Here is a 23,307-nt window from a genome sequence, read left to right as displayed (position 1 = left end):
TCGGGGGTGGTCGCGCGATAGGGGCAACAGCCTTCCACGCGAGGTGTACCCGGGGCGGGGCCCGGTCTCCCCGTCCGGACGGGGTTGGCCGGAACGGACACCGGGAATCATGCCGTCCCATTGTACGAGTGGGGGCGAAGTGGGTTACGGGGGAAGTGAGTTGAGGTTGATGAGACGCGGGTGGAGTCGGGTGGGGTCCTCGGGGCGGGGCCGGGCCCATCCGCGCTTCCGTACGTCCGTTCGCTGGTGGATCGCCGGACGTACCGTCCACGCCCTCCTTCTGATGACGCTGGGCGCGCTGGCCGGGCTCTCCGTCGTCATCGCGACCGCGTGGACGCTCACCGAGCACTCGCCGCGGTCGATGGCGCAGCGGTTCTCGAACGGGGAGCGTCTCTTCGACCTGAGTCTCGCGGTGCTGCGGGCGAGTGTCGGTACGGACAATCTCAGCCCCGAGCCGGACAGCACCGCGCACCAGTTGCTCGCCACGGTCGCCTCCGTCACGGGCTCCCTGGTGCCCGCGGTGCTGCTGGGCATCGTCCTGATCAAGATGTTCGCGCTGCGGCCGTTCGTCTGGCGGCAGCGGGCCAGCATCTCGCACGCCTGGACCGCGGACTTCCCCAGCTACTCGAGGCGCCACGCCGACAGCGAGGACGCGATCGTCGCCGTCCGCTTCTACAACCGCTTCGACAACCTGTCCGTCGTGGATCTGCGCGCCCGTGCCCATCTGCGCTACCTGGAGCGCTCCCCGCACGACGGCAGCCTGGTCATTTACAAGCAGTGGCTGAAGGTGCTGGACGCGCAGGGCGAACCGGCCGACGAGCGGTACTGGCTCGCGGTCGAGCGCGGGGCGCCGTTCACCGTGTGGATACCGGTCGAGGCACCGGTGGCCGAACTGCCGTTCCGGCGTATCCAGGGCAAGGAGCTGTCCGGCTCGTACGGCGTCAAGCTCCTCGTCCGGCTGACGGCACGGACGGTGGGCCTGGGCACCGAGGTCGCCGACGAGCGCTGGTTCGACCTGGAGGCGGGCGATTTCGAACTCGGCCGCTTCGTGCCGCTCCAGCCGGACCTGGACAAGGACGTGTGGCGCTGGGAGGGCTGGACGGACTTCGACGCCCTGGAACCCCACCCGAACGGCGAGGACCCCAGGCCCTGAATGACCAGAGGACCCGAGGCCCTGAGTGTGCTGAGGAATCCAGGCCCGGAGTGTCTACGCGTCCCGCCTCTTCAGCAGCACATAGCCGCCGAGGAGCGCCGCGACCACCCACAGCACCATGATCGCGAGGCCGCCCCAGGGGCCGTACGGGGTGTCGTCGCCGATCGGGGTCACCACCCGCATGATCTTGCTGCCGGCCTGGTCGGGCAGATAACGGCCGAGCTTCTTGGTCGCGGACACCGCGCCGAGGATGTTGGAGATCAGGAAGAAGAACGGCATGAGGATGCCGAGCGAGAGCATCGGGCTGCGCAGCATCGTCGCGACACCCATCGAGAAGACCGCGATCAGCGTCATGTAGAGGCCCCCGCCGATCACCGCGCGCAGCACCCCGGAGTCGCTGATCGACGCGCTGTGCGTGCCGAGCGCCGCCTGTCCGAGGAAGAAGGCGACGAAGCTGGTGATCATGCCGACGACGAAGGCGAGCCCCGTCGCCACCGCGATCTTGCTGAAGAGGAACGTGCCGCGCTGCGGGACCGCGGCCAGCGAGGTGCGGATCATGCCGGTGCTGTACTCGTTGCCGACCACGAGCACCCCGAACACGATCATCGCGAGCTGACCGAGGGTCATCCCCGCGAAGCTGATGAACGTCGGGTCGAAGGAGAGCCGGTCCTTCTCGCCCATCTTGTCGAACTCGTTCTTCGACAGCAGCGAGATCAGGATGCCCAGCGCGATCGTGACCACCGCGGCGAGACTGAGCGTCCAGACGGTCGACGCGACGGACCGGATCTTGGTCCACTCGGACTTGAGGACCTGGGTCGCCGCCATGCTCAGGTCTCCTTGTTCCAGCCGCCACCCCACTGCTGGGGCGGGGCGTCGGTGTGCGCGTGGTACTCCACCGACTCCGCGGTCAGCTGCATGAACGCCTCCTCCAGGGAGGCCTGCTGGGGGCTCAGCTCGTGCAGCACGATCTGGTGCTGCGCGGCCAGCTCACCGATCTGCTCCGACTTCGCGCCGTCCACCTCCATCGCCCCGCTGCCGCTCTCGACGACCGTGATCCCCGCCCCGTGCAGGACGTCGAGCAGCCGCTCGCGCTGGGGGGAGCGGATACGGACGTACGACCGCGAGTTCTGCGCGATGAAGTCGGCCATGGAGGTGTCCGCGAGGAGGCGGCCCTGGCCGATGACGACGAGGTGCTCCGCGGTCAGCGCCATCTCGCTCATGAGGTGACTCGACACGAAGACCGTACGGCCCTGGCCGGCCAGCGACTTCATCAGGTTGCGGATCCAGTGGATGCCCTCGGGGTCGAGGCCGTTGACCGGCTCGTCGAACATCAGGATCCGCGGGTCGCCGAGCAGCGCGCCCGCGATGCCGAGCCGTTGGCCCATGCCGAGCGAGAAGCCCTTGGCCTTCTTCCTGGCCACCGAGGTGAGGCCCACGGTGTCCAGGACCTCGTCCACCCGCGCCTTGGGGATGCCGTTGCTCTGGGCGAGACAGAGGAGGTGGTTGAAGGCGCTGCGGCCGCCGTGCATGGCCTTGGCGTCCAACAGAGCGCCGATGTACTTCAGCGGGTCCTTGAGGTGGTCGTAGTGCTGCCCGTCGATGTGTACGTCGCCCGCGGTGGGGCGGTCGAGGCCGAGCATCATCCGCATCGTCGTGGACTTGCCCGCGCCGTTCGGACCGAGGAACCCCGTGACGATGCCGGGTCTGACGGTGAAGGTCAGATGGTTGACCGCCACCTTCTCGCCGTACCGCTTGGTCAGCCCCTCTAGCTCGATCATGCGGACACGGTAGGACGCGCTCCGGGGCCGTGCCACTTGGGCGCCCGTGTGTTCGCCGGGTGTTCACCGTCTCCGACCGCCGCGCCGTCGTGGCTTGTCGCGCCCACGCGGCGGAGCCGCGAAATGTCACAGCCCCGCGCCCCTCACAGGGCACGCCAACGGCCCGCGCTCCCGAGAAGAGAGCGCGGGCCGGAGTGCTGCCGGAAACTGCCCGAACCTACCGGGACTGCTGGGCCGGAACCCCGCGGGAGATCGGCTCGTCCTCGGCCGGCGTGGTCGCGGCGGCCACCGCGGCGCCCGTGAGCGTCGCGAGCATCTCGCGGACGTTCGTGAGCTGAGCGTTGATCGAGTCGCGACGGTTCGTCAGCGCCGCCAGCTCGCGCTCGGATTCCGAGCGGATGCGGTCGGCCTTGGCGTTCGCGTCGGCCACGATGTCCTCGGCCTGGCGCTGAGCCGTCTCCACCGTCTGGCGGGCGCGGCGCTCGGCGTCCGTGCGCAGCTTCTCGGCCTCCAGGCGGAGCTGCTCCGCGCGGTGCTCGATCTCCGCGAGGCGCTTCTCGGCCTTGGCCTGACGCGACGCCAGGTCACGCTCGGACTGCTCGCGGCGCTTGGCGAGGTTCGTCTCGAAGTCGGCGGCGGCCTGCGCGGCCTTGGCGCGCGTCTCCTCGAAGAGGGCGTCCGCCTCCTCGCGCTTGGACTGCGCGTCCTTCTGCGCCTCCTGGCGCAGCTGGGAGGCGTCGCTCTTGGCCTTCTCGACGATCCGGACGCCCTCGTCCTCCGCCTTGGACTTGCGGTCTGCAGCGAACGATTCTGCGTCGTTGCGGACCTGCTGGGCGGCCGACTCGGCGAGCTCACGGTGCTGCTCGGACGCGCGACGGGCCTCCTCGCGCAGATCCTTCGCCTCCTCCTCGGCGAGGCGGAGGATCTTCTCGACGCGCGCGCCGAGACCCGCGTACGACGGTTCGGCGTCGGTGACCTGGGCCTGGGCGTTCTGCGTCTCGAGGTGGAGCTCCTCGATGCGCTTTTCGAGAGCAGTGATACGGGCCAGAGCGCTGTCACGGTCGGAGACGAGCTTCGAAATGCGTTCGTCCACCTGAGCGCGGTCGTACCCACGCCGCACAAGCTCGAAGCCGTAGGGGGAAGTGTCGCTCATGGGGTTCCTGTCGAATGAGACCGGTGAGGTGATAGGGGGAATCCTAGGGGCCAAAGCGGTGTGTCATCGAGCGGATACGTGTTTGATCTGGAGAATGAGACTCCTTTTGGGTGGCTAACTGTCAGAGGGCTTGCCAGAACCTGTGGCAAAGGTCCGTACAAAGCACGGAATGGGTGGTTCTGGCTAGCCCTCTGACGACTTGCCACTCGAACGAGTTGCGCCGGCGGTAGCGCCCGCTTTGATCCCACCGTCCTTGCCTGCGGACGGGGCCTCAAAGGACTCCAACGCCTCCAGAACGTCCTGGACACGGGAGATCTCGGCATTGATGTCCTCGCGCCGGCGGATCAGCACCTCCAGCTCGCGCTTGCCCTCCTCGACCGCGGCCCGCGCCTCGCGGATGGCCTCGGCCTTGATATCCGTCGCCTCCGCGATGAGCGAGCTCTTCTTCTGCTCGGCCTCCTTGAGGAGCCCCTCGGCCTTCTTGACCGCGGCGATACGGACCTTGCTCGCCTCGGAGTTGGCCTCCGAGACCAGGTCCTTCGCCTTCGCCTCGGCCTCGGCGAGCTGGCCCTCGGCGGCCCGCACCAGCGTGTCGCAGCGCTCGCCGGCCGTCTTCATCGCCTCGGCCGACTCGCGTCTGGCCCGCTCGTGCAGCTCCTCGATCTCGGTGGTGATGCGGTCGCGCAGCTCCTCCGCCCGCGCCCTTATGGCGGTCGCGTCCCGACGCGCGCCGACCAGCAGCTCGTCCGCGTCCGTACGGGACCGCTCCACCAGGGTGTTGCCCTCGACGGTCGCCTCGGAGACCAGCCGCTCGGCCTCGTTGCGTGCCGCGCCCACCATCGTGTCGGCCTGCGACTCCGCGTCCGCCGTGGTCTTCTGCGCGCTCTGCTGCGCCTCGGCGAGCAGCTTGTCCGCCTCGGACGCCGTCTCCGAGATGAGGGTGTCGACCTGCTCGGCCGCCTCGGAGCGCCGCTTGTTGGCCTCCCGGCGTGCCGCGTCCAGCGTCCGGTCGGCCTCCTCGCGGGCACCGGACGTGAGCCGCTCGGCCTCCGCCGCCGCCTCGGCCTTGACCCGCTCGGACTCGCTGCGGATCCGCTCGGCGTGCTGCTGCGCGGAACCGACCGTCTCGGCGGCCTCGGCGCGCAGCCGCTCCGCGTCCCCGGTCGCGTCCGAGACCAGCCGCTCGGCCTTGGCCACGGACTCCGCGCGTACGCGCTCGGCCTCGGCGTTCGTCTCGTTCGTCAGCCGCTCCGCCTCGGAGCGCGCCTCGTTGATGAGCGTGTCGACCTGCGTGGCCGCGTCCGAACGGATCCGGTTCGCGTCCTCCCGGGCCTCGGCACGGCTGCGCGAAGCGTCCTGCTTGGCGTTCGCGATGGTGTCGGAGGCCTCGGTGCGCACCCGCTGGGCGTGCTCGGCGGCTTCCGAACGCAGCCGCTCGGACTCGGCGATCGCCTCCGAAACCGTGCGTTCCGCGAGCGACTTTGCGGCGTCCGTCTCCTCGGCCGCCTCGCGCCGGATGCGGCTCGCGTCCTCGGAGGCCCGCTCCCGCTCCGCGTACGCGTCGGCGCGGACCCGGTCCGCCTCCTCCTGCGCCTCGGTCCTGGTCCGGTCCGCCACGTGCTCGGCGGCGCTGCGCAGGCCGGTGATCTCCTCCTGGGCCTGCTCGTGCAGCCCCGCCACGGCGTCGCGTACCTGCTGCGCGGTCTGTTCGGCGCTGGAGACCATCTCGGTCGCGCGCCGGTCGGCCTCCTCGACCAGCCGTACGGCCTCGGCCTGGGCCTCGTCGACACGGTTGCGCGCGGAGGCGAGGAGCTCCTCGCTCTGCTCGCGGGCCCGCTCGCGCTCCTGGTCGGCCTCCTGGCGCGCGGAACCGAGGAGCTCCTCGGCCTCGCGGCGGCGCCGGGCGGCCTCCTCCTGGGCGGCGGCCAGCGTCTCCGCGCCCTCGGTGGCCAGTCGCTCGGCCGCGGCCTGGGCCTCCGTCCGTACCCGGTCGGCGCTGTCCTGGGCCTCCGACTTCAGCCGCTCGGCCTCCGCCGCGGCCTCCGAACGCAGTCGTACGGCGATGTTCTCGCCCTCGGCGCGCGACGCGGAGGCGTCCGCGGCGGCCTCGTTGCGCAGCCGCTCCGCCTCCGCCTCGGCCTGCGCCTGGAGCGTACGGATTCGCTCGGCGGCCTCCGAACGCAGCCGGTCGCTCTCCTCGGCGGCCTCGCGGCGGATCCGCTCGGCGTCCGCCCGTGCGTCGCTCAGCGCCTGCTCTGCCGAGGCGAGCCGCTGCTCGGCCTCGGTGTGCAGCCGGGTCAGCTCCTCTGCGGCCTCCGTCCGGCGGGCCGCTATGGCGCGCTCGGTCTCCTCGCGCAGCGCCTCGGCGGCGCGCTCGGCCTCCGCCTTGATCGTGTCGGAGAGTTCGACGGCCTCCTCGCGGTTGCGCTCGGCCTCCTTGCGCGTGCGCTCCAGGGTCTCCTCGGCCTGGCGGCGCAGCGTCGTGGCACGCTCGATGGCCTCGGTGCGCACCCGCTCGCTGTCGCCGGTGGCCGTGTTCCGCAGCTCGTCCGCGTCCGCCTTGGCCTTCGCGAGCAGCTCTTCGGCGGTCTTGGCCGCCTCCTCGATCTGCTGGACGGCCTCGCGCCGGGCCTCGGAGCGGATCCGCTCGCCCTCGGCATTGGCGTCGGAGCGCAGCTGCTCGGCCTCGCCGCGCAGCCGGCGCGCCTCCTCCTGCAGCTCGACCGTCTTGGCGCGGTACTCCTTGGTGTCGTCCTTCGCCGTGCCCTTGAGCTGCTCGGCGATGTCATGCGCCTCGGCACGCAGCCGGTCCGCCTCGGACTCCGCCTCGGTGCGGATCCGCTCGGCCTCCTCGGCCGCCGCCTTCCTGGTCGCCTTGGCGTCCTCGGACGCCTTGTCCAGGACGTCCTCGGCGGTACGGGCCGCCTTGGAGAGCTGGGAGGCGGTCTCCTCGGCGGTGAGGCTGCGCGCGGTCTCCTCGGCCTCCGCGACGATCTTCTCGGCCTTGGTCTTGGCGTCCGCGACGGCCTGCTCGGCGTCGGACTTGGTGGTCTCGGCCTCCTTGGTGGCCTCGCTGACCAGCCGGGCGACCTGTTCCTTCGCCGTCCGCGTGCGCTGCTCGTTCGCCGACTCGGCGCTCGCCAGGGCCTTGGCCGCGGCCTCCTTCGCCTCGGTGACGACCTTGTCCGCCTCGGTCCGCGCCTCGCGCAGCGCCGACTCGGCCTCCGTCATGCGCTGCTCGGCGGCCCGGCTCAGCTCGGTGGCCTGGCGGCGGGCGCTGTCCGACTCGGTCGCCGTGGAGCTGCGCAGCTGCTCGGCGTGGTCGGTGGCCTCCTGGGCCTGCGTCGACGCGGCGTTCAGCAGCCGCTCGGCGTCCGTGCGGGCCCGGCGCAGCAGCGCCTCGGCCTCCGCACGGGCCGACTCGGCGTCGTTGGTCAGCCGCTGGCGGGCCTCGGCGGCGACCCGCTCGGCCTCCGCGCGGGCGGTGCTCAGCGCCTGGTCCGCCTCCGTGCGCGACTCCTCCAGGAGCCGACGGGCCTGCTGCTCGCTGCGGGCGCGCAGCTGCTCGGCCCACGCCACGTTCTCGTTGACGTGCGACTCGACGGTCTGACGGCGCTCGGCCAGCTCCTGATCGAGCTGCTGGCGGCGCGCGACCGCCTCCTGGTGCAGCTCGGCCTGCAGCCGGGCGGCCTGCTCGGCGTGCTCCTGGAGGATGCGCTGCGTCTGCGCCCGGGCCTGGCTCATCTCGCGCTCGGCGTCGGCGCGCAGCTGATCGGCCTGGATCTGGGCATTACGGAGCAATTGCTCGGCCTGATAGCCGAGGTCGCCACCGCTCTCGTAGGCAGGCCGGGTCGCCAGACTGCGGCGCGCCTCGTGCAGCTTGGCGCGCAGCACCTCGACCTGATAGCCGAGGTCCTCGGCGTGCTGGACGGCCTTCTCCCGCTCGGTCTTCAGCCGTTCCATCTCGGCCTCGAACCGAGAGAGGTGGTCGACGTCAGCCGCCGGCTCTCGCTCCTGGCGTTCGTAGCCCCGCACTGCGCGGTCCCATCCGTCCCCTGGTCGCAAGTCTCTCCAAACGAACCCCGTCCATCCGCCGAACGGGGCCCCCGGGGAATGGTGTCAGATCAACAGCGGAGCACGGGCTGTCGCCCCGACGCTCGTCCCCCGAAACCTGGACCCCGGCCCTTGACCACGCCGTCCTCAGGACGGCATGACCTCAGGGCCCGTCGCCGGACAGGCCCCGGGCCGCCCCGAAATGGCAGCGGCCGCCCCCAACCCTACCGGCCCAGATATACGGAGGTCAGTGCTCAGGTGACTCAACAGGCGCCGAAGTGACCAGTTCTGTCAGGACACCATGGCAATCCTTTGGGTGAAGGAACGTGATTCGTGACCCCATGGAGCCGCGTCGGGGCTCGTCGTAGAGGACGCGTACGCCTTTGTCCCGGATGTCGGCGGCATCGGCGTCGACGTCCGCCGTACCGAACGCGATGTGATGGACACCTTCGCCGTTCTTCGCCAGCCACTTCCCGACGGCCGAGTCCTCGCGGGTCGGCTCCAGGAGCTGCAGGTAGGAGGCGCCGCCGTCGGACGTCTCATTGATCTTGAGCATGGCCTCGCGTACGCCCTGCTCCTCGTTGATCTCGGAGTGGAAGACCTCGAAGCCGTACGTCGCCCGGTAGAACTCGACAGTCGTGTCGAGGTCGAAGCAGGCGATACCGATGTGGTCGATTCGCGTCAGCATGGAGTCAGTGCAGCGCTCATACGGCGGTTACGCAACGTGCGCGCGATCACACTGACTGCCGGATGACGGGTGGCCTACCGCTCAGTACATTCAAGTAAACCCTCGTTCACTCCTCGGCTGTGCAGCCGGTAAGGGGATCGCACCTCATGTCTGGAACGAACAGCAGTACCTCGGTGATCGTCGCGGGCGCTCGTACGCCCATGGGACGGTTGCTGGGCTCGCTGAAGTCCTTCTCCGGGGCCGACCTCGGAGGCTTCGCGATCAAGGCCGCCCTCGACCGTGCGGGGATCGGCGGTGACCAGGTGCAGTACGTGATCATGGGTCAGGTGCTGCAGGCCGGGGCGGGGCAGATCCCGGCACGCCAGGCCGCGGTCAAGGCGGGCATCCCGATGAGCGTCCCGGCGCTCACGATCAACAAGGTGTGTCTGTCCGGTCTCGACGCCATCGCGCTCGCGGACCAGCTGATCCGCGCGGGTGAATTCGACATCGTGGTCGCGGGCGGCCAGGAGTCCATGACGAACGCGCCCCACCTGCTCCCCAAGTCCCGCGAGGGCTTCAAGTACGGCGCGATCGAGATGCTCGACGCGATGGCGTACGACGGCCTCACCGACGCCTTCGAGAACATCGCCATGGGCGAGTCGACGGAGAAGCACAACACACGCCTCGGCATCGCCCGCCCGGAGCAGGACGAGATCGCCGCCCTCTCGCACCAGCGTGCGGCCACCGCCCAGAAGAACGGCATCTTCGAGGCGGAGATCACGCCCGTGGAGATTCCGCAGCGCAAGGGCGAGGCCGTCGTCTTCAGCAAGGACGAGGGCATCCGCGCCGAGACCACGGTGGAGTCGCTGGCCAAGCTGCGCCCCGCCTTCACCCGGGACGGCACGATCACTGCGGGCACCTCCTCGCAGATCTCCGACGGCGCCGCGGCCGTGGTCGTGATGAGCAAGACCAAGGCGCAGGAGCTCGGCCTTCAGTGGATCGCCGAGATCGGCGCGCACGGGAACGTCGCCGGTCCGGACAACTCCCTCCAGTCCCAGCCCTCGAACGCGATCCTGCACGCCCTGAAGAAGGAGGGCCTCGACGTCTCCGACCTCGACCTCATCGAGATCAACGAGGCGTTCGCCGCGGTCGCCGTGCAGTCAATGAAGGACCTCGGCGTATCCACGGAAAAGGTGAACGTCAACGGTGGTGCCATCGCCCTCGGTCACCCGATCGGGATGTCCGGCGCCCGCCTCGTGCTGCACCTCGCCCTGGAGCTCAAGCGGCGCGGCGGTGGGGTCGGCGCGGCGGCGCTGTGCGGTGGCGGTGGGCAGGGTGACGCGCTGATCGTGCGGGTACCCAAGGCCTGAAGCCGTTGTCTCTTTCCGTACGACCCTGGTGCGTACGACTCTGAACGACCTCGGTGCGTACGACTCTGAACGGATCTGAACGGAGCTGTGATGCAGGACGTCTCCTCGCTGGTGGCCCAGGCCAGGGAAGGCAGGCCGCGGGCCGTGGCCCGGCTGATCTCCCTGGTGGAGGGGGCGTCCCCGCAGTTGCGCGAGGTCATGGCGGCGCTGGCCCCACTGACCGGCAATGCGTACGTCGTCGGGCTCACCGGCTCTCCGGGCGTGGGCAAGTCGACCTCGACCTCGGCGCTGGTGACGGCGTACCGGCGGCAGGGCAAGCGGGTCGCTGTCCTGGCCGTCGACCCGTCCTCGCCGTTCTCCGGAGGCGCCCTGCTCGGCGACCGTGTCCGTATGTCCGAGCACGCCTCCGACCCCGGCGTCTACATCCGCTCGATGGCCACGCGAGGCCATCTGGGCGGTCTGGCCTGGGCGGCCCCCCAGGCCATCCGCGTCCTCGACGCGGCGGGCTGTGACGTGATCCTGGTGGAGACGGTCGGTGTGGGCCAGTCGGAGGTGGAGATCGCCTCCCAGGCGGACACCTCGGTGGTCCTGCTCGCCCCCGGTATGGGCGACGGCATCCAGGCGGCGAAGGCCGGAATCCTGGAGATCGGCGACGTGTACGTGGTGAACAAGGCCGACCGGGACGGGGCCGACGCGACCGCGCGCGAGCTGAACCACATGCTCGGGCTCGGCGAGTCCCGGGCTGCCGGGGACTGGCGGCCGCCGATCGTCAAGACGGTCGCGGCGCGGGGCGAGGGCATCGACGAGGTCGTCGAGGCCCTGGAGAAGCACCATGCCTGGATGGAGGAGCACGGTGTTCTCGCCGAGCGCCGCCTCGCCCGGGCGTCCCAGGAGGTCGAGACGATCGCGGTCACGGCGCTGCGTCAACGTATCGGTGACCTCCATGGTGACCGCCGCCTGAGCGCGCTCGCGGAGCGGATCGTGGCGGGGGAGCTGGATCCCTACCGGGCGGCGGACTCGTTGGTGGAGGGCCTGACAGAGGCCTGAGCCGGGGGGTTCCTCGCCCCCGCCGCCCCTACCCGTCCCTGGTGGCTCCGCCCCCAGACCCCCGGGTGGGTTCTTCGCCTGCGGGCCGGTGGGGGCTGGTCGCGCAGTTCCCCGCGCCCCTTGAGGGCGCCGGGGCGCACCTTTTGGCCTCGCTCTACGCCGCCCTGCTCGCGGCCCTCGCGACAGCGGCCTGGCGGCCCGGAACACCCGCACCCGCCCTCGGCGCCCTCGCCGTGACCGCAGGCGCCTGCACGCCGCCCCTCGGCCCCACGGTGCGCGCCCTGTGGGGCGAGGTCATCGAGGACAAACGGGTCCTGTGGCGGGCGTACAGCCTGGACGGCATCGCCGAGGAGATCCTCTTCGTCTCGGGTCCGCTGCTGGTGGGCGCGGTCGTCCGGTTCGCACCCCCGGCCGCCGCGCTCGCGCTCTGCGCCCTGCTGGCGGCAATGCCCTGGGCGGCATCCTGAACGGCGCCGTCGACTGGCGTACGGCCGCACGGGTGCGGCTGCCGCTGCTGGCGGGCGGTCTGGGCCTCGCCCTGGCGGCCGCGGGCCTCGCTCCAGGCCTCGGCACCCTGACCCGCGCCGTGGCCTGCGCCGGTTTCTTCGTCGCCCCGGCCCTCACGACGTCGTACCTGATCGCCGACGAGGCGGCCCCGTCGGGCCGCCGTACCCAGGCCGGAGCCTGGGTCAACACCGCGGTGAACGCCGGAAGCGCTGGCGGCACCGCGGGAGTAGGCCTTCTGGTGGGCCACCTACCCCTGGGCCTCTGCTTCGCCCTGTCGGGGACGGTGGCGGTGGCGGCGGGACTCCTCTCCGTGCGCCGGGCGGACCCGCGCCCCCGGAGGGGCGCGGGGAACTGCGCGATCAGCGCCGGACGGCCCGCAGTCGCACAGCGGCCCGCACGCGCGGAGCAGCAGCCATCACGGGTAGGACGGCCCGCCGCCTCTCACGCACTCAGCGGAGCGTTACGGCTTGCCTCGCTGCCCCCGCAAATGCTCCGCGATCGGCCGCAGCGACTTGTGCAGTTCCTCCAGGGCCTCCGGGGACAGCAGGTCCATGAAGTGCCTGCGTACGGACGCCACGTGGTGCGGGGCGACCTTCTTCATCGTCTCCATGCCGTGCTCGGTGAGGACGGCGAACAGTCCCCGGCGGTCGGACTCGCAGTTCTCGCGCCGGACCAGGTCCGCGTTCTCCATGCGGGTGATCTGGTGCGAGAGCCGGCTCTTGGACTGGAGGGTGGCGGCCGCGAGATCGCTCATCCGCAGCCGGAACCCCTCCGACTCGGAGAGGTTCACCAGGATCTCGTAGTCGTTCATCGTCAGCCCGAACGGCTGCAGATCCCTTTCGAGCTGGTACGTCAACAGCCTGTTGACCTCCAGGTGGGTGCGCCAGGCGCACTGCTCCGCATCGGTCAGCCAGCGCGTGGCCGTCTCGGTCTCCATGAATCAAGTCTACCTAAAATGTTGAAAGGCGAACTAGTGAGGGTGGTGTGACTGCGCGCACGCGTTCGACGTCACACTCCGCAGACTACCGCTCACAGACCGAAGCGACGCTGGAGGTCTCCGAGCTGTCCGGGAAGACGCGGTGTGCCGACTTGCTGACCGTGCTGCCCCTGGTGACCGGGTACCCCGCCGCCGCCGGGTACGCCCGGCTCACGCGGAACGGCCCCCGTGGCCTGCTCGGCCATGAGGACCTCCGTGGACTGCAGCAGGACCGTGCCGGCCCCTACGAACTCGAACTGGTGCTCCTCTCCGGAGGCCCCGCCGAGGCCTGTCAGTGCACGTAGACCGCCCATCAGGCCTGTCATGTACCCGTGGTCATAGTGATGGCACGGGGACGGGCAGTCGGCCCAGCCGACAAGCGCTTGCGGATCCACCCGGATGGGAGGCTCCATGAACACCACCGGACCGTTAGAGGCCGCTACGAACTTGCCGGTTCCGATCAGCGTCAAAAAGCCCGGCACGATCGATTGCTTGAGCGCGAGACTTGGCTGAAAAGCGAGCAGGTTGCCAGAGCGAATGGTCAGGTTGCCTTCGTCCAAGTCATACGAATTCACGTCGAAGGCCCGGTCGGCGAGGAGCATCTTGCCCGAGCCCTCCGCCACCACCCAGTCGCTTGCGTGCAGAGGCGAATGGAAAGATGTGCGCACGAGACGGTCCAGTCGGCCGTGCCCGATGCCGTTGAAGTCCATCGACCCGTAGTAGGCGATCATCTTGCCCTTCTGCAGGAACCACTGGCTCCCCTTGAGCTCCACGCAGAAGGTGTACTTGTTGACGTTGTCGTCGACCGGCAGGGTCATCGGGTCGTAGATCACCGGGCCGCCCGGAGTCCCGTACGCGCTCACAGCTTCTCCTCCGAGGCCTGGACGTACACCGCACCACTGCCGCTCAGCTCCAGCTGGAACGCCTCGCCCGAGCCGCGGCCCACCATGTCGCGCCAGCCGAGCGCCGTGGACAGCTTGTTGCGTACGTCACCGTGGTGCGCCACATACGCCTGAGGGTCGACATGGACGGGGCGCTGAGGGGAGATGGGGACCTCGATCACGCCCCCGTGGGCCATCACGGCCACCGCGCCGTGCCCCTTGAGGGTGGTCGTGAAGAGCCCCTGTCCCGTCACCTGGCCGCGGACCATGCCCATGACCCCGCCCTGCGAGCCGAGGAACATCGTGCCCTGCTGGAGGGTGCCGTCGAAGGCCAGCAGCCGGTCCGCCTCGACGTACAGGGTGTCGCCCGAGAGGTTGATCACCTGGATGTGATGGCCGCCGTGCCCGAAGAAGACCGTGCCGCTGCCCTCGACGGTCATCAGCGGGGTGGCCTCATTGGCGACCCGGCGGCCGATCATCGACATGATCCCGCCCTGGCCGCCCTGGACGTTCGGTGTGAAGGAGACCTCGCCCTTGTAGGCGAGCATCGCGCCGCGCTGACTGAACAGGCGCTGGCCGGGCAGGACCGTCGCCTCGATCATCTTGGAGTTCACTTCGCGGAACGGCATGTCACAGGTCCCCCGCGATCGTGTTGCGCTCACTGGGCTGTACGTAGACCAGTCCGTCGCCCTCGAAACGGATCTGGAAGGCCTCGCCGCCGCCCTCGCCCATGAACGTGCGGAATGTCACGCCGGCCTGGAAGGACTGCCGGACATTGCCCTGGTGCGCGATGTACGCCCCCGGGTCGACCGTCAGTGGGTACTGGGAGCTGACACGCAGCACCACCGCCGGGCCGTCGGACGTGATCGCCGCCTGGCCGTGGCCCTCGACGGTGGTCGTGAACAGCCCGTTGCCCTGGGAGGCGCCTCTGAGGCCTGTGAAGGACGTGCCCGTCCGCAGGCCCGCGTCGGTCGCGAGCAGGTTGCTCGACTCGACGTACAACTTGTCCCCCTGGAGGTTCACCAGGTTGATCTCGCAGGCCCGGTCCGCGAACCAGCAGGTCCCTTGCCCCTTCACCTCCATCACCGTCATCTGCTCACCGGTGATGCGCCGGGTCACCATCCCGCGGATCCCCTCCCCACCGCCGCTCAGCTTCTTGAACGCCATCTGACCGTCGTACGCGACCATCGAGCCGTTCTTCGCCTTCACGGCGTCCCCGGTCATGTCGACGGCCAGCACCTTGCTGCCTTGAAGTCGGAACATCGCCACGTGGTGAAGGTAGCGGCAGGGTGGGAACGCGGACAGGGCCCACGGGTGGATCTCACCCCTGAGCGGACCCTTAGGGGCCAAGCGGACATCCCCGCCCCGCACCCCGGGGCGGAGATGCCCCGGCTCGGGTGCCACAATGGTGGACGCTTGTGCTTGCGTTCACAAAGCGGCTCCCCGCCGAAAGCGAATCTCCCACCGAAGGTGACCCGTGGACATAAAGACCGCCACCGCCCTCCGCCGCCTCCGCCTGGTCTCGGCCCCCGAGGCCGTCTCCTTCCTGCTGCTGCTCCTGTGCTCGGTGCTGAAGCGGACCACGGACTTCAACGGGGTGCCCGTCATGGGTTCCATCCACGGGATCCTCTTCATCCTGTATGTGATCTTCTGGGCGGACGCCTGGAGCCGCGCCAAGTGGAGCAAGAAGACGGCGGCCCTCTACTTCGTCCTCTCCGTGCTGCCCACCGGCGGTTTCTTCGCCGAGCGCAAGCTCCGGCGCGAGAGTGAGGACGCGGTCATCGCCTCCCGCGCCCGCCGCGAGGGAGTCGTGGAGTCCTCATGATCGTCGCCTTCTCCGTGACGCCCCTGGGTGTCGGCGAGGACGTGGGGGAGTACGTCGCCGACGCCGTCCGGGTCGTTCGTGAATCGGGGCTGCCGAACCGCACCGATGCCATGTTCACCTCCATCGAGGGGGAGTGGGACGAGGTGATGGACGTGGTCAAGCGCGCCGTCGCCGCCGTCGGGGCACGGGCGCCGCGCGTCTCCGTCGTCCTGAAGGCGGACATCCGCCCCGGTGTGACGGACGGTCTGACCTCCAAGGTGGAGACCGTGGAGCGGCACCTGTCCGCGTAGGCCTTCGGCGAGAAGACCCGAAACCCCGGTCCTGTGGGCCGGGGTTTCTCGCGCCCGACTGTTTGAGCGATCGCTCAAAGCCCGGTAATCTCAGGCGCGTTGATTGAGCGATCGCTCAAAAGTGGTCACTGATCTGGGGGTTCGGTAAATGGGGCTCTACGTAGAGACACATGTACGAGGCGATCTCGACGACCTGTGGGCACGGACGCAGGACCCCGCGCAGCATCAGCGCTGGGACCTGAGGTTCACCTCCATCGACTACCTCCCGCGCGTCGAGGGCGAGCCGCAGCGCTTCCGGTACGCCACCCGGGTGCTGCCCTTCCTGACCGTCGCCGGGACCGGCGCCTGCGCCGGGGAGAAGGAGCGTCCCGACGGCACCCGCACCTCCGCCCTGCGCTTCGCCTCCCCGCACCCGCTCTCCCTCCTCGCCGAGGGCAGCGGCTACTGGCGCTACGTCCCCGACGCCGACGGCGTCCGCTTCCTCACCGGGTACGACTACCGCCCGCGCTGGGGCCGCTTCGGGGCGGTGGCCGACCGGCTCTTCTTCCGCCCCCTCATCGGCTGGGCCACGGCCTGGTCCTTCGACCGGCTGCGGATCTGGCTGGAGCGGGGCATCACGCCGGAGCGGGCGCTGCGCCACTGGCTCGCCGAGTGCGCCGTGCGCGGCTTCGTCCTGCTGGCCGCCTGCTCGGGCACGGTGTACGGCGCGCTCGTGGACGCGGCGGGCCCGCTGGCGCCGCTCGCCCTCTACTCGACCCCCGTACTGGCCGTCGTCGCCGCCCTCCTGGCCCTCTTCGCGCCTCCGCTGTCCGGTACCCCGGCCGCCCGCCGCTGCCAGCGCACCGCGATCGCGCGGGTCCGCGCCCCGCGCGTCCTCGCCACCCTGGAGCAGCGGTGACACCCTCCATCTTCCGCACCGCGATGGGCGCCGACTTCGACCGTCTCCACCCCGAGTTGCGGCGGCGCTTCTCCGTGGGCCTGGCCGGCGGCGAGGTGTGCACCGGCCACGGCGTCATGGACCGCGTCTGGCACGGGAGGGGCTTCGTGAAGCCGTTCCTCGTCCTCGGCGGCACCCGCAACATCCTCGTCCCGCGTGGGGGCCGGAACGTGCCCTTCATGATCGAGAATGTGCCCTACGCCGACACCTTCGGCCGTGAGACGGTGAGCTTCGTGCGCACCTTCGACCTGCCCGGCCGCTCCCGCCGCTTCGACGCCCAGATGGTGCTGAGCCCCAAGGGCGACCGCGTCCTGGACTACCTCGGCACGCATCAGCACCTCGCCAGCGAACTGCACTTCCGTGCCGAGCCCGACGGTTCCCTGCTGATCCGTTCCGGCGAACACCGCTTCCGTGAGGGCCCGGTGGACGTCCGCGTCCCCGAACTCATCGGCGCCGACGCCGAGGTACGTGAGTCCTTCGACGACTCCACGGGCCGCTTCCACATCCAGGTCCGGGTCGTGAACCGGCACTTCGGTCCGCTCTTCGGCTACGAGGGCAGCTTCCGGGCGACGTACACCGACGTCCGTACCCGCGGGGTCCGGCCCGGACTGCGGCCCGTCCGCGAGGAGGCGCGCGCGTGAGCGAGGCGACCCGGGCGAAACTGCTGGAGGGCGCCCTGCGGACGCTCACCGAGCAGGGGATCGCGAAGACCTCGGCCCGTACGATCGCGGCGACCGCCGGGGTCAACCAGGCCCTCGTCTTCTACCACTTCGGGTCCGTGGACGAGTTGCTGTCGGCCGCGGTCCGGTACGGGGCGGAGCAGCGGGTCGCGAACTACCGGGAACGGCTCGCCGAGGTCGGGTCGCTGACGGAACTCCTCGCGTTCGGGCGGGAGATGCACGAGGTGGAGCGGGCCGAGGGGCATGTCGCCGTCCTGGGGCAGCTCCTCGCCGGGGCGCAGACGGACGCGCGTCTGGCGCCCGCGACCTCGGCGGGGCTGGACCTGTGGATCACCGAGATCGAGCGGGTCCTGGTCCGGGTCCTCGCGCCGACCCCGCTCGGCGAGTTCGCCGATCCCGCCGGGCTGGCGCGTGCCGTCGCCGCGTCCTTCGTCGGCATCGAGCTGTACGAGGGGGTCGACCCCGAGGGTTCCCGGGCCGCCCTCGACGCCCTGGAACAACTGGCCGCCCTGGTCACCGCCCTCGACACCCTCGGCCCGGTCGCCCAACGAGCCATCCGCCATCACCTGCGCCGCCACACCCCCCACACCCCCCACAACTGACCGACGCCTTCGTCAGCCCCGCCCCCTGGCGCCCCTCCGGTCCGAACGGCTTCGCCTCGGGCGTCGGAGGGCTATCGCTCCGGAGCCGATGTGAGTGCCATCCCCAGGGGAGTGCGCTCGTACAGGACCTGGTGGCCGTAGCGGCGTGAGGTGAGGAGGCCTCCGGCGCGCAGGACCGTGAGATGGGCGGAGACGGACGACGGGGCGAGGCGGAGGCGGTGGGCGAGGGCTGTTGTGGTGGTGGGTTCGTCCAGGGCCGTGAGGACGGTGGCCCTGCCCCGTCCGAGGAGTCGCACGAGGGCGTCGGGAGTGTGGTCCGTCGGTTCGGCCCACAGACCGCCGATGCCGCGGGCGGGGTAGGCGAGCGTGGGCTGCCAGGGGGGATCGAAGGAGCTGACCACCTCCGGCCAGATGAAGACGCTGGGCACCAGAATCAGGCCCTGGCCCGCGAGGTCCCGCTCGTGCCGGCCCTTCCACTCGATGGTCAGCGTGTGGGAGCGCCAGCCGAACCGACGGTCTATCTCCGGCAGCAGCCCGCCCAGACCGACTTCCGCGAGCCGCCGCGAGTGGAACGCGATGTCCGCCTCCAACAGGGCGCGCAGCCGCGGCCAGTCCGGCTCGACGAGCGCGTGCCAGGCCGTCTCCATCAGGTCGGCCAGCTCCTGGACCATGCGCGTCGGGTCCTTCAACAGCGCCCGGCCTCGGGATGATTCGAGAGCGCCTGGAGTGTCCGCGAGCGACCTCGCGGCCTCCTCGCGGGCCGCCTCTGGGTCGGCCGCGCGGACCGCGGCGATCTCCTCCTCGAAGGTGGCCGCCGGACCGATCGGGGGCGGGCAGAGCCAGTCGGGGCAGTAGCCCCGCTGCGGCATCAGCAGCCACAGCGGTGCGAGGTCGAGTCCGGCGGCGGCCGCGCGGATACGGCGCAGCCAGTGCGCGTGGTAGCCGTGCCGCGCGGGACGGTTGAGCGTGCGGACCGCCTCCTGCGTCTCCCACAGGGGCGACACGGCGAATCGGCAGTTGAGGAGGTCGTCCTCCCCGAAGTGCAGAAGCGAAGGCAAGGAACGGCACCCCCTGAAGATTCGGCCTGAGGATTCGGCACGAAGATCTGACCTGAAGATCTGAGCTGAAGATCTGACCTGAAGATTCGGCTGGAGCCGAAACTCTACGGGCCGGCCCGACGGGTGAGCACGCTGTTGCCCATGCCGGAAGCAGAGATGGCGGAGACGAAGGCCACAACGACGCTCCCCGACCCACCGACCACCCCGCAGGACGCCTCACCGACCACCCCACCGAACGCGCCCGAAGCCACGGGATACGGCCGAGTCTTCGCCGTACGGGAGTTCCGCGCCGTCTTCGCCGCCCACGCGTTCTCGCTGCTCGGGCTCGTGGTCAGCGAGCTCGCCCTGTCCGTCCTGGTCTACGACCTGACGGGCTCGCCCCTGATGAGCGCCCTGACGTTCGCGCTCGGCTTCCTCCCGTACCTCGTCGGCGGCACCCTCCTCGCCGGCGCCGCGGACCGCTTCCCGGCCCGCCGGGTCCTCGTGGTGTGCGACCTGGTGTGCGCGGGCTGCGTGGCCGTCATGGTGGTGCCGGGCGCGCCCATCGCCGTACTGCTGGCCATGCGCTGCGCGCTCGCCGTCGTCTCACCGCTCTTCCAGGGGGCGCGGACGGCGACGCTGACCGATGTCCTCGGCGACGGAGACCTGTTCGTACTGGGCCGCTCCCTGCTGCGGATCGTCTCGCAGGGCGCGCTGCTCGCCGGGTTCGGGCTCGGCGGCGTGCTGCTCACCGTCGTGTCACCGCGGGGTGCGCTGTTCATCACGGTGTGCACCTTCCTGACCTCCGCCGCGGTGCTGCGGTTCGGCACCCGGCGACGGCCCGCGCGCGCCCGTCAGGGGGGTGCGCTGGTGAAGGACTCGCTCCGCGGTACCCGCCAGATCCTCGCCGACCGGCGCGTACGGGCCCTGCTCCTGCTGTTCTGGGTGCCGCCGATGTTCGCCGTCGCGCCGGAGGCACTGGCCGCGCCCTACGCCGACGGGCTCGGCGCCGGATCGGCCGGGCTCGGCCTGCTGATGTGCGCCCTGCCGGTCGGCACGATCGCGGGGGAGCTGTACGCGGGTTCAAGGCTGCGGCCCGCGACCCGCACCCGGCTCGCCCTCCCGCTCGTCTGTGTCACCCTGCTGCCGTACGTCGGTTACCTCCTGCGGCCGGACCTCGGCTGGTCGCTGGTCCTGCTGCTGCTCGCGGGCACCGGATCCGCGTACTCGCTCGGCCTGGACCAGTGGTTCGTGCGGGCCGTGCCCGAGGAGCTGCGAGGGCGGGCGATGACCCTGAACACCGCCGGGCTGATGACCGTCCAGGGGGTGGGGATGGCGCTGTCGGGGGTGGCGGCGGAGTTCGCCGGGGTGCGGGCGACGGTCGCGGGCGCGGGGGTGCTCGGCACCGTCTGCTGCGTCCTGCTGGCGGTGGAGGCGCGGCGTACGGAAGGGGCCGCGACCCCCGCCGCAGAGGGGACCGGGACCGAAAGGCGAGACGGGGCTGACCAGCATATGACCGGCGGGTAAGGTCTTATGCCGTGCCGAAGCCGCTCAGTCTTGCCTTCGATCCCATCGCCCGCGCCGACGAACTCTGGAAGCAGCGCTGGGGATCCGTGCCGTCCATGGCCGCGATCACCTCGATCATGCGCGCGCACCAGATCCTGCTCGCCGAGGTCGACGCGGTCGTCAGGCCGTACGGACTGACCTTCGCGCGCTACGAGGCACTGGTCCTGCTCACCTTCTCCAAGGCCGGCGAGCTCCCGATGTCCAAGATCGGCGAGCGCCTCATGGTGCACCCGACCTCCGTCACGAACACCGTGGACCGGCTGGTGAAGTCCGGGCTCGTCGACAAGCGGCCCAACCCCAACGACGGGCGCGGCACGCTCGCCTCCATCACCGAGAAGGGCCGTGAGGTCTGTGACGCGGCGACCCGCGACCTGATGGCGATGGACTTCGGGCTCGGGGCCTACGACTCCGAGGAGTGCGCGGAGATCTTCGCGATGCTGCGGCCCCTGCGCATCGCCGCGAGCGACTTCGACGAGGAATAGACGAGGAATAGACGAGGGACGCAGGAGCACAGGGGCGGAGACGCGCCGGGGCGGGGGTGCTCGTAGATCGCGCAAAAGGGGTCGTTACGCTCATCCCCATGAAGAAGAGCGTGCTGACCCGCTACCGAGTGATGGCCTACGTCACCGGTGTGCTGCTGGTCCTGCTGACCCTCGGTGTGATCGCCAAGTACGTGCTCGACATGAACGGTGCCGTGGACTTCACCCGCGTCGTCGCCATCGCGCACGGCTGGCTCTACGTCGTCTACCTGGTCTTCGCCTTCGACCTGGGCTCCAAGGCGAAGTGGCCGGTCGGCAAGCAGCTGTGGGTGCTGCTCGCGGGCACCATTCCGACGGCCGCATTCTTCGTGGAGCGGAAGATCACCCAGGAGCTGGAGTCGAAGATCGCGGAGGACTCTCCCGTGGTCGCCAAGGCCTGACCCTTACCGCCACGGGAGTGGTCCGTGGCGGTTCCCCATCGACATTTACTAGGACGTCCTAGTAAATTCGAAGCATGGACGCTGACCCCATCGAAGAGGGCCGCCGCCGCTGGCAGGCCCGGTACGACACCTCGCGCAAGCGTGAGGCCGACTTCACCACGCTCTCCGGTGATCCGGTGGAGCCGGTGTACGGACCGCGGCCGGGGGACAGGTACGACGGCTTCGAGCGGATCGGCTGGCCCGGCGAGTACCCCTTCACCCGCGGCCTGTACCCGACCGGCTACCGAGGGCGTACGTGGACGATCCGCCAGTTCGCCGGGTTCGGGAACGCGGAGCAGACGAACGAGCGCTACAAGATGATCCTCGCCGCGGGCGGCGGCGGACTGTCGGTCGCCTTCGACATGCCGACGCTCATGGGACGCGACTCCGACGATCCGCGCTCCCTCGGCGAGGTCGGGCACTGCGGGGTCGCGATCGACTCGGCGGCCGACATGGAGGTCCTGTTCAAGGACATCCCGCTGGGTGACGTCACGACGTCGATGACCATCAGCGGACCGGCCGTACCCGTCTTCTGCATGTACCTGGTCGCGGCGGAACGGCAGGGCATCGACCCGTCCGTCCTGAACGGCACCCTCCAGACCGACATCTTCAAGGAGTACATCGCCCAGAAGGAGTGGCTCTTCCAGCCCGAGCCGCATCTGCGCCTCATCGGCGACCTGATGGAGCACTGCGCCGCGAAGATCCCCGCCTACAAGCCGCTGTCCGTCTCCGGCTACCACATCCGGGAGGCCGGCTCCACGGCCGCGCAGGAACTGGCGTACACGCTGGCGGACGGGTTCGGCTACGTCGAGCTGGGGCTCTCGCGCGGCCTCGACGTGGACGTCTTCGCCCCCGGCCTCTCCTTCTTCTTCGACGCGCACCTCGACTTCTTCGAGGAGATCGCCAAGTTCCGGGCGGCGCGGCGGATCTGGGCGCGGTGGATGCGGGACGTGTACGGGGCGAAGTCGGACAAGGCGCAGTGGCTGCGCTTCCACACGCAGACCGCGGGTGTCTCGCTGACGGCGCAGCAGCCGTACAACAACGTCGTCCGTACGGCGGTGGAGGCGCTCGCGGCGGTTCTCGGCGGCACGAACTCCCTCCACACCAACGCGCTGGACGAGACGCTCGCGCTGCCCTCCGAGCAGGCCGCGGAGATCGCCCTGCGGACGCAGCAGGTGCTGATGGAGGAGACAGGCGTCGCCAACGTCGCCGACCCGCTGGGCGGTTCCTGGTACGTCGAGCAGCTCACCGACCGGATCGAGGCCGACGCGGAGAAGATCTTCGAGCAGATCAAGGAGCGGGGGCTGCGGGCGCATCCCGACGGGCAGCACCCGATCGGTCCCATCACCTCCGGCATCCTTCGGGGCATCGAGGACGGCTGGTTCACCGGGGAGATCGCCGAGTCGGCGTTCCAGTACCAGCGGGCGTTGGAGAAGGGTGACAAGCGGGTGGTGGGCGTGAACGTCCATCACGGGTCCGTGACCGGGGATCTGGAGATCCTGCGGGTCAGTCACGAAGTGGAGCGGGAGCAGGTACGGGAGTTGGGAGTGCGGCGGGACGGGCGCGACGACGCGCGCGTACGGGCCGCCCTGGACGCGATGCTTGCCGCCGCGCGGGACGGGTCGAACATGATCGTGCCCATGCTGGATGCGGTGCGGGCCGAGGCCACGCTCGGCGAGATCTGTGACGTGCTCCGGGACGAGTGGGGTGTGTACACGGAACCGGCAGGCTTCTGACCCCCTGGGGCTCCGCCCCGGACCCCGGATGCCCCGGCCGGGCGGAGTCCTTTGTGTGCGGGTGTGTGGGGGCCGGTCGCGCAGTTCCCCG

Annotated in this window: 23 protein-coding genes; 13 read left to right on the top strand and 10 right to left on the bottom strand. The window is 70.3% G+C overall.

Annotated elements, in window-relative coordinates; genetic code table 11:
- Positions 1 to 190: 190 nt before the first annotated feature.
- The gene (locus ACFVWD_RS41120) at positions 191 to 1,153 is read left to right on the top strand and encodes a hypothetical protein (protein WP_389603066.1); all 963 of its coding nucleotides are present in this window, start codon (positions 191 to 193) and stop codon (positions 1,151 to 1,153) included.
- 54 nt (positions 1,154 to 1,207) lie between these two features.
- Here ACFVWD_RS41120 and ACFVWD_RS41115 read toward each other — a convergent pair whose 3' ends face one another.
- The 5 genes from ACFVWD_RS41115 to mce form a co-directional block, all read right to left on the bottom strand.
- Complete coding sequence (locus tag ACFVWD_RS41115; protein ID WP_389603065.1) at positions 1,208 to 1,978, bottom strand: ABC transporter permease; 771 nt, start codon at positions 1,976 to 1,978, stop codon at positions 1,208 to 1,210.
- Between the two features lie 2 nt (positions 1,979 to 1,980).
- Positions 1,981 to 2,931 (bottom strand): ABC transporter ATP-binding protein, encoded by a 951-nt coding sequence (locus tag ACFVWD_RS41110; RefSeq protein WP_389603064.1) that lies wholly within the window; start codon positions 2,929 to 2,931, stop codon positions 1,981 to 1,983.
- Between the two features lie 217 nt (positions 2,932 to 3,148).
- Positions 3,149 to 4,084: a cellulose-binding protein gene (locus ACFVWD_RS41105; RefSeq protein ID WP_095852560.1), complete on the bottom strand. Its 936-nt coding sequence runs from the start codon at positions 4,082 to 4,084 to the stop codon at positions 3,149 to 3,151.
- A gap of 183 nt (positions 4,085 to 4,267) precedes the next feature.
- Positions 4,268 to 8,119: a polarized growth protein Scy gene (scy, locus tag ACFVWD_RS41100; protein ID WP_389603063.1), complete on the bottom strand. Its 3,852-nt coding sequence runs from the start codon at positions 8,117 to 8,119 to the stop codon at positions 4,268 to 4,270.
- A gap of 265 nt (positions 8,120 to 8,384) precedes the next feature.
- Positions 8,385 to 8,825 (bottom strand): methylmalonyl-CoA epimerase, encoded by a 441-nt coding sequence (gene mce / locus ACFVWD_RS41095; RefSeq protein WP_389603062.1) that lies wholly within the window; start codon positions 8,823 to 8,825, stop codon positions 8,385 to 8,387.
- Between the two features lie 146 nt (positions 8,826 to 8,971).
- Between mce and ACFVWD_RS41090 the strand changes: the two genes are divergently transcribed.
- The 3 genes from ACFVWD_RS41090 (at position 8,972) to ACFVWD_RS41080 (ending at position 11,688) form a co-directional block, all read left to right on the top strand.
- Complete coding sequence (locus ACFVWD_RS41090; protein WP_075028945.1) at positions 8,972 to 10,174, top strand: acetyl-CoA C-acetyltransferase; 1,203 nt, start codon at positions 8,972 to 8,974, stop codon at positions 10,172 to 10,174.
- A 90-nt stretch (positions 10,175 to 10,264) separates the two neighbouring features.
- The gene (gene meaB / locus ACFVWD_RS41085; protein WP_389603061.1) at positions 10,265 to 11,221 is read left to right on the top strand and encodes a methylmalonyl Co-A mutase-associated GTPase MeaB; all 957 of its coding nucleotides are present in this window, start codon (positions 10,265 to 10,267) and stop codon (positions 11,219 to 11,221) included.
- A 65-nt stretch (positions 11,222 to 11,286) separates the two neighbouring features.
- Positions 11,287 to 11,688, top strand: coding sequence for a hypothetical protein (locus ACFVWD_RS41080; RefSeq protein ID WP_389603060.1), 402 nt, complete (start codon positions 11,287 to 11,289; stop codon positions 11,686 to 11,688).
- A 500-nt stretch (positions 11,689 to 12,188) separates the two neighbouring features.
- On the opposite strand, the gene ACFVWD_RS41075 is transcribed toward ACFVWD_RS41080, so the two are convergent.
- The 4 genes from ACFVWD_RS41075 to ACFVWD_RS41060 form a co-directional block, all read right to left on the bottom strand.
- Positions 12,189 to 12,665 (bottom strand): MarR family winged helix-turn-helix transcriptional regulator, encoded by a 477-nt coding sequence (locus ACFVWD_RS41075; RefSeq protein WP_054233196.1) that lies wholly within the window; start codon positions 12,663 to 12,665, stop codon positions 12,189 to 12,191.
- Positions 12,666 to 12,757: 92 nt separating this feature from the next.
- Positions 12,758 to 13,567: an AIM24 family protein gene (locus tag ACFVWD_RS41070; protein ID WP_389603059.1), complete on the bottom strand. Its 810-nt coding sequence runs from the start codon at positions 13,565 to 13,567 to the stop codon at positions 12,758 to 12,760.
- A complete protein-coding gene (locus ACFVWD_RS41065) occupies positions 13,564 to 14,214 on the bottom strand; it encodes an AIM24 family protein (protein WP_075028947.1) in 651 nt (216 codons plus the stop codon). Before ACFVWD_RS41065 ends, ACFVWD_RS41070 begins: the two co-directional genes overlap by 4 nt.
- Before the next feature lies 1 nt (position 14,215).
- Complete coding sequence (locus tag ACFVWD_RS41060) at positions 14,216 to 14,848, bottom strand: AIM24 family protein (RefSeq protein ID WP_075028948.1); 633 nt, start codon at positions 14,846 to 14,848, stop codon at positions 14,216 to 14,218.
- Between the two features lie 214 nt (positions 14,849 to 15,062).
- Between ACFVWD_RS41060 and ACFVWD_RS41055 the strand changes: the two genes are divergently transcribed.
- From ACFVWD_RS41055 to ACFVWD_RS41035, 5 genes are all read left to right on the top strand, one after another.
- Positions 15,063 to 15,410 (top strand): DUF3817 domain-containing protein, encoded by a 348-nt coding sequence (locus tag ACFVWD_RS41055; RefSeq protein WP_389603058.1) that lies wholly within the window; start codon positions 15,063 to 15,065, stop codon positions 15,408 to 15,410.
- Positions 15,407 to 15,700 (top strand): MTH1187 family thiamine-binding protein, encoded by a 294-nt coding sequence (locus ACFVWD_RS41050; protein WP_389603057.1) that lies wholly within the window; start codon positions 15,407 to 15,409, stop codon positions 15,698 to 15,700. Before ACFVWD_RS41055 ends, ACFVWD_RS41050 begins: the two co-directional genes overlap by 4 nt.
- A 148-nt stretch (positions 15,701 to 15,848) precedes the next feature.
- Entirely contained in the window at positions 15,849 to 16,598 is a 750-nt protein-coding gene (locus ACFVWD_RS41045) for a hypothetical protein (protein WP_389603056.1), read from the top strand.
- A gap of 23 nt (positions 16,599 to 16,621) precedes the next feature.
- Positions 16,622 to 17,278 (top strand): DUF4166 domain-containing protein, encoded by a 657-nt coding sequence (locus ACFVWD_RS41040; protein WP_389603072.1) that lies wholly within the window; start codon positions 16,622 to 16,624, stop codon positions 17,276 to 17,278.
- Positions 17,275 to 17,919 (top strand): TetR/AcrR family transcriptional regulator, encoded by a 645-nt coding sequence (locus ACFVWD_RS41035; RefSeq protein ID WP_389603055.1) that lies wholly within the window; start codon positions 17,275 to 17,277, stop codon positions 17,917 to 17,919. Before ACFVWD_RS41040 ends, ACFVWD_RS41035 begins: the two co-directional genes overlap by 4 nt.
- Positions 17,920 to 17,990: 71 nt before the next feature.
- Here ACFVWD_RS41035 and ACFVWD_RS41030 read toward each other — a convergent pair whose 3' ends face one another.
- Positions 17,991 to 18,977 (bottom strand): DUF5937 family protein, encoded by a 987-nt coding sequence (locus tag ACFVWD_RS41030; protein WP_389603054.1) that lies wholly within the window; start codon positions 18,975 to 18,977, stop codon positions 17,991 to 17,993.
- Between the two features lie 141 nt (positions 18,978 to 19,118).
- Here ACFVWD_RS41030 and ACFVWD_RS41025 point away from each other — a divergent pair, with 141 nt between their 5' ends.
- The 4 genes from ACFVWD_RS41025 to ACFVWD_RS41010 all read left to right on the top strand — a co-directional run bounded on the left by ACFVWD_RS41025 (position 19,119) and on the right by ACFVWD_RS41010 (position 23,216).
- Entirely contained in the window at positions 19,119 to 20,483 is a 1,365-nt protein-coding gene (locus tag ACFVWD_RS41025) for an MFS transporter (RefSeq protein ID WP_389603053.1), read from the top strand.
- An 11-nt stretch (positions 20,484 to 20,494) separates the two neighbouring features.
- Entirely contained in the window at positions 20,495 to 21,004 is a 510-nt protein-coding gene (locus ACFVWD_RS41020; RefSeq protein WP_389603052.1) for a MarR family winged helix-turn-helix transcriptional regulator, read from the top strand.
- Positions 21,005 to 21,102: 98 nt separating this feature from the next.
- Positions 21,103 to 21,441 carry a DUF3817 domain-containing protein gene (locus tag ACFVWD_RS41015; RefSeq protein WP_099920619.1) on the top strand — a complete coding sequence of 113 codons (339 nt, stop codon included), beginning with the start codon at positions 21,103 to 21,105 and terminating at the stop codon, positions 21,439 to 21,441.
- Positions 21,442 to 21,515: 74 nt separating this feature from the next.
- A complete protein-coding gene (locus ACFVWD_RS41010; RefSeq protein ID WP_389603051.1) occupies positions 21,516 to 23,216 on the top strand; it encodes a methylmalonyl-CoA mutase in 1,701 nt (566 codons plus the stop codon).
- Positions 23,217 to 23,307 lie beyond the last annotated feature (91 nt).

This window comes from Streptomyces sp. NPDC058086, from assembly GCF_042885015.1.
Taxonomy (GTDB): Bacteria; Actinomycetota; Actinomycetes; order Streptomycetales; family Streptomycetaceae; genus Streptomyces.
Note: the sequence above shows the minus strand (reverse complement) of the source record. Positions and strands in the feature narration are given on the sequence as shown.

Bases quoted from the DNA above. Each gene is read 5' to 3' on its own strand.
- mce (WP_389603062.1), bottom strand. From the start codon at position 8,825: ATGCTGACGCGAATCGACCACATCGGTATCGCCTGCTTCGACCTCGAC.
- ACFVWD_RS41040 (WP_389603072.1), top strand. From the start codon at position 16,622: ATGGGCGCCGACTTCGACCGTCTCCACCCCGAGTTGCGGCGGCGCTTC.
- ACFVWD_RS41045 (WP_389603056.1), top strand. From the start codon at position 15,849: ATGGGGCTCTACGTAGAGACACATGTACGAGGCGATCTCGACGACCTG.
- ACFVWD_RS41065 (WP_075028947.1), bottom strand. From the start codon at position 14,214: ATGCCGTTCCGCGAAGTGAACTCCAAGATGATCGAGGCGACGGTCCTG.
- meaB (WP_389603061.1), top strand. From the start codon at position 10,265: ATGCAGGACGTCTCCTCGCTGGTGGCCCAGGCCAGGGAAGGCAGGCCG.
- ACFVWD_RS41110 (WP_389603064.1), bottom strand. From the start codon at position 2,931: ATGATCGAGCTAGAGGGGCTGACCAAGCGGTACGGCGAGAAGGTGGCG.
- ACFVWD_RS41090 (WP_075028945.1), top strand. From the start codon at position 8,972: ATGTCTGGAACGAACAGCAGTACCTCGGTGATCGTCGCGGGCGCTCGT.
- ACFVWD_RS41115 (WP_389603065.1), bottom strand. From the start codon at position 1,978: ATGGCGGCGACCCAGGTCCTCAAGTCCGAGTGGACCAAGATCCGGTCC.
- ACFVWD_RS41105 (WP_095852560.1), bottom strand. From the start codon at position 4,084: ATGAGCGACACTTCCCCCTACGGCTTCGAGCTTGTGCGGCGTGGGTAC.
- ACFVWD_RS41075 (WP_054233196.1), bottom strand. From the start codon at position 12,665: ATGGAGACCGAGACGGCCACGCGCTGGCTGACCGATGCGGAGCAGTGC.
- ACFVWD_RS41060 (WP_075028948.1), bottom strand. From the start codon at position 14,848: ATGTTCCGACTTCAAGGCAGCAAGGTGCTGGCCGTCGACATGACCGGG.
- ACFVWD_RS41010 (WP_389603051.1), top strand. From the start codon at position 21,516: ATGGACGCTGACCCCATCGAAGAGGGCCGCCGCCGCTGGCAGGCCCGG.
- ACFVWD_RS41015 (WP_099920619.1), top strand. From the start codon at position 21,103: ATGAAGAAGAGCGTGCTGACCCGCTACCGAGTGATGGCCTACGTCACC.
- ACFVWD_RS41050 (WP_389603057.1), top strand. From the start codon at position 15,407: ATGATCGTCGCCTTCTCCGTGACGCCCCTGGGTGTCGGCGAGGACGTG.
- ACFVWD_RS41025 (WP_389603053.1), top strand. From the start codon at position 19,119: ATGCCGGAAGCAGAGATGGCGGAGACGAAGGCCACAACGACGCTCCCC.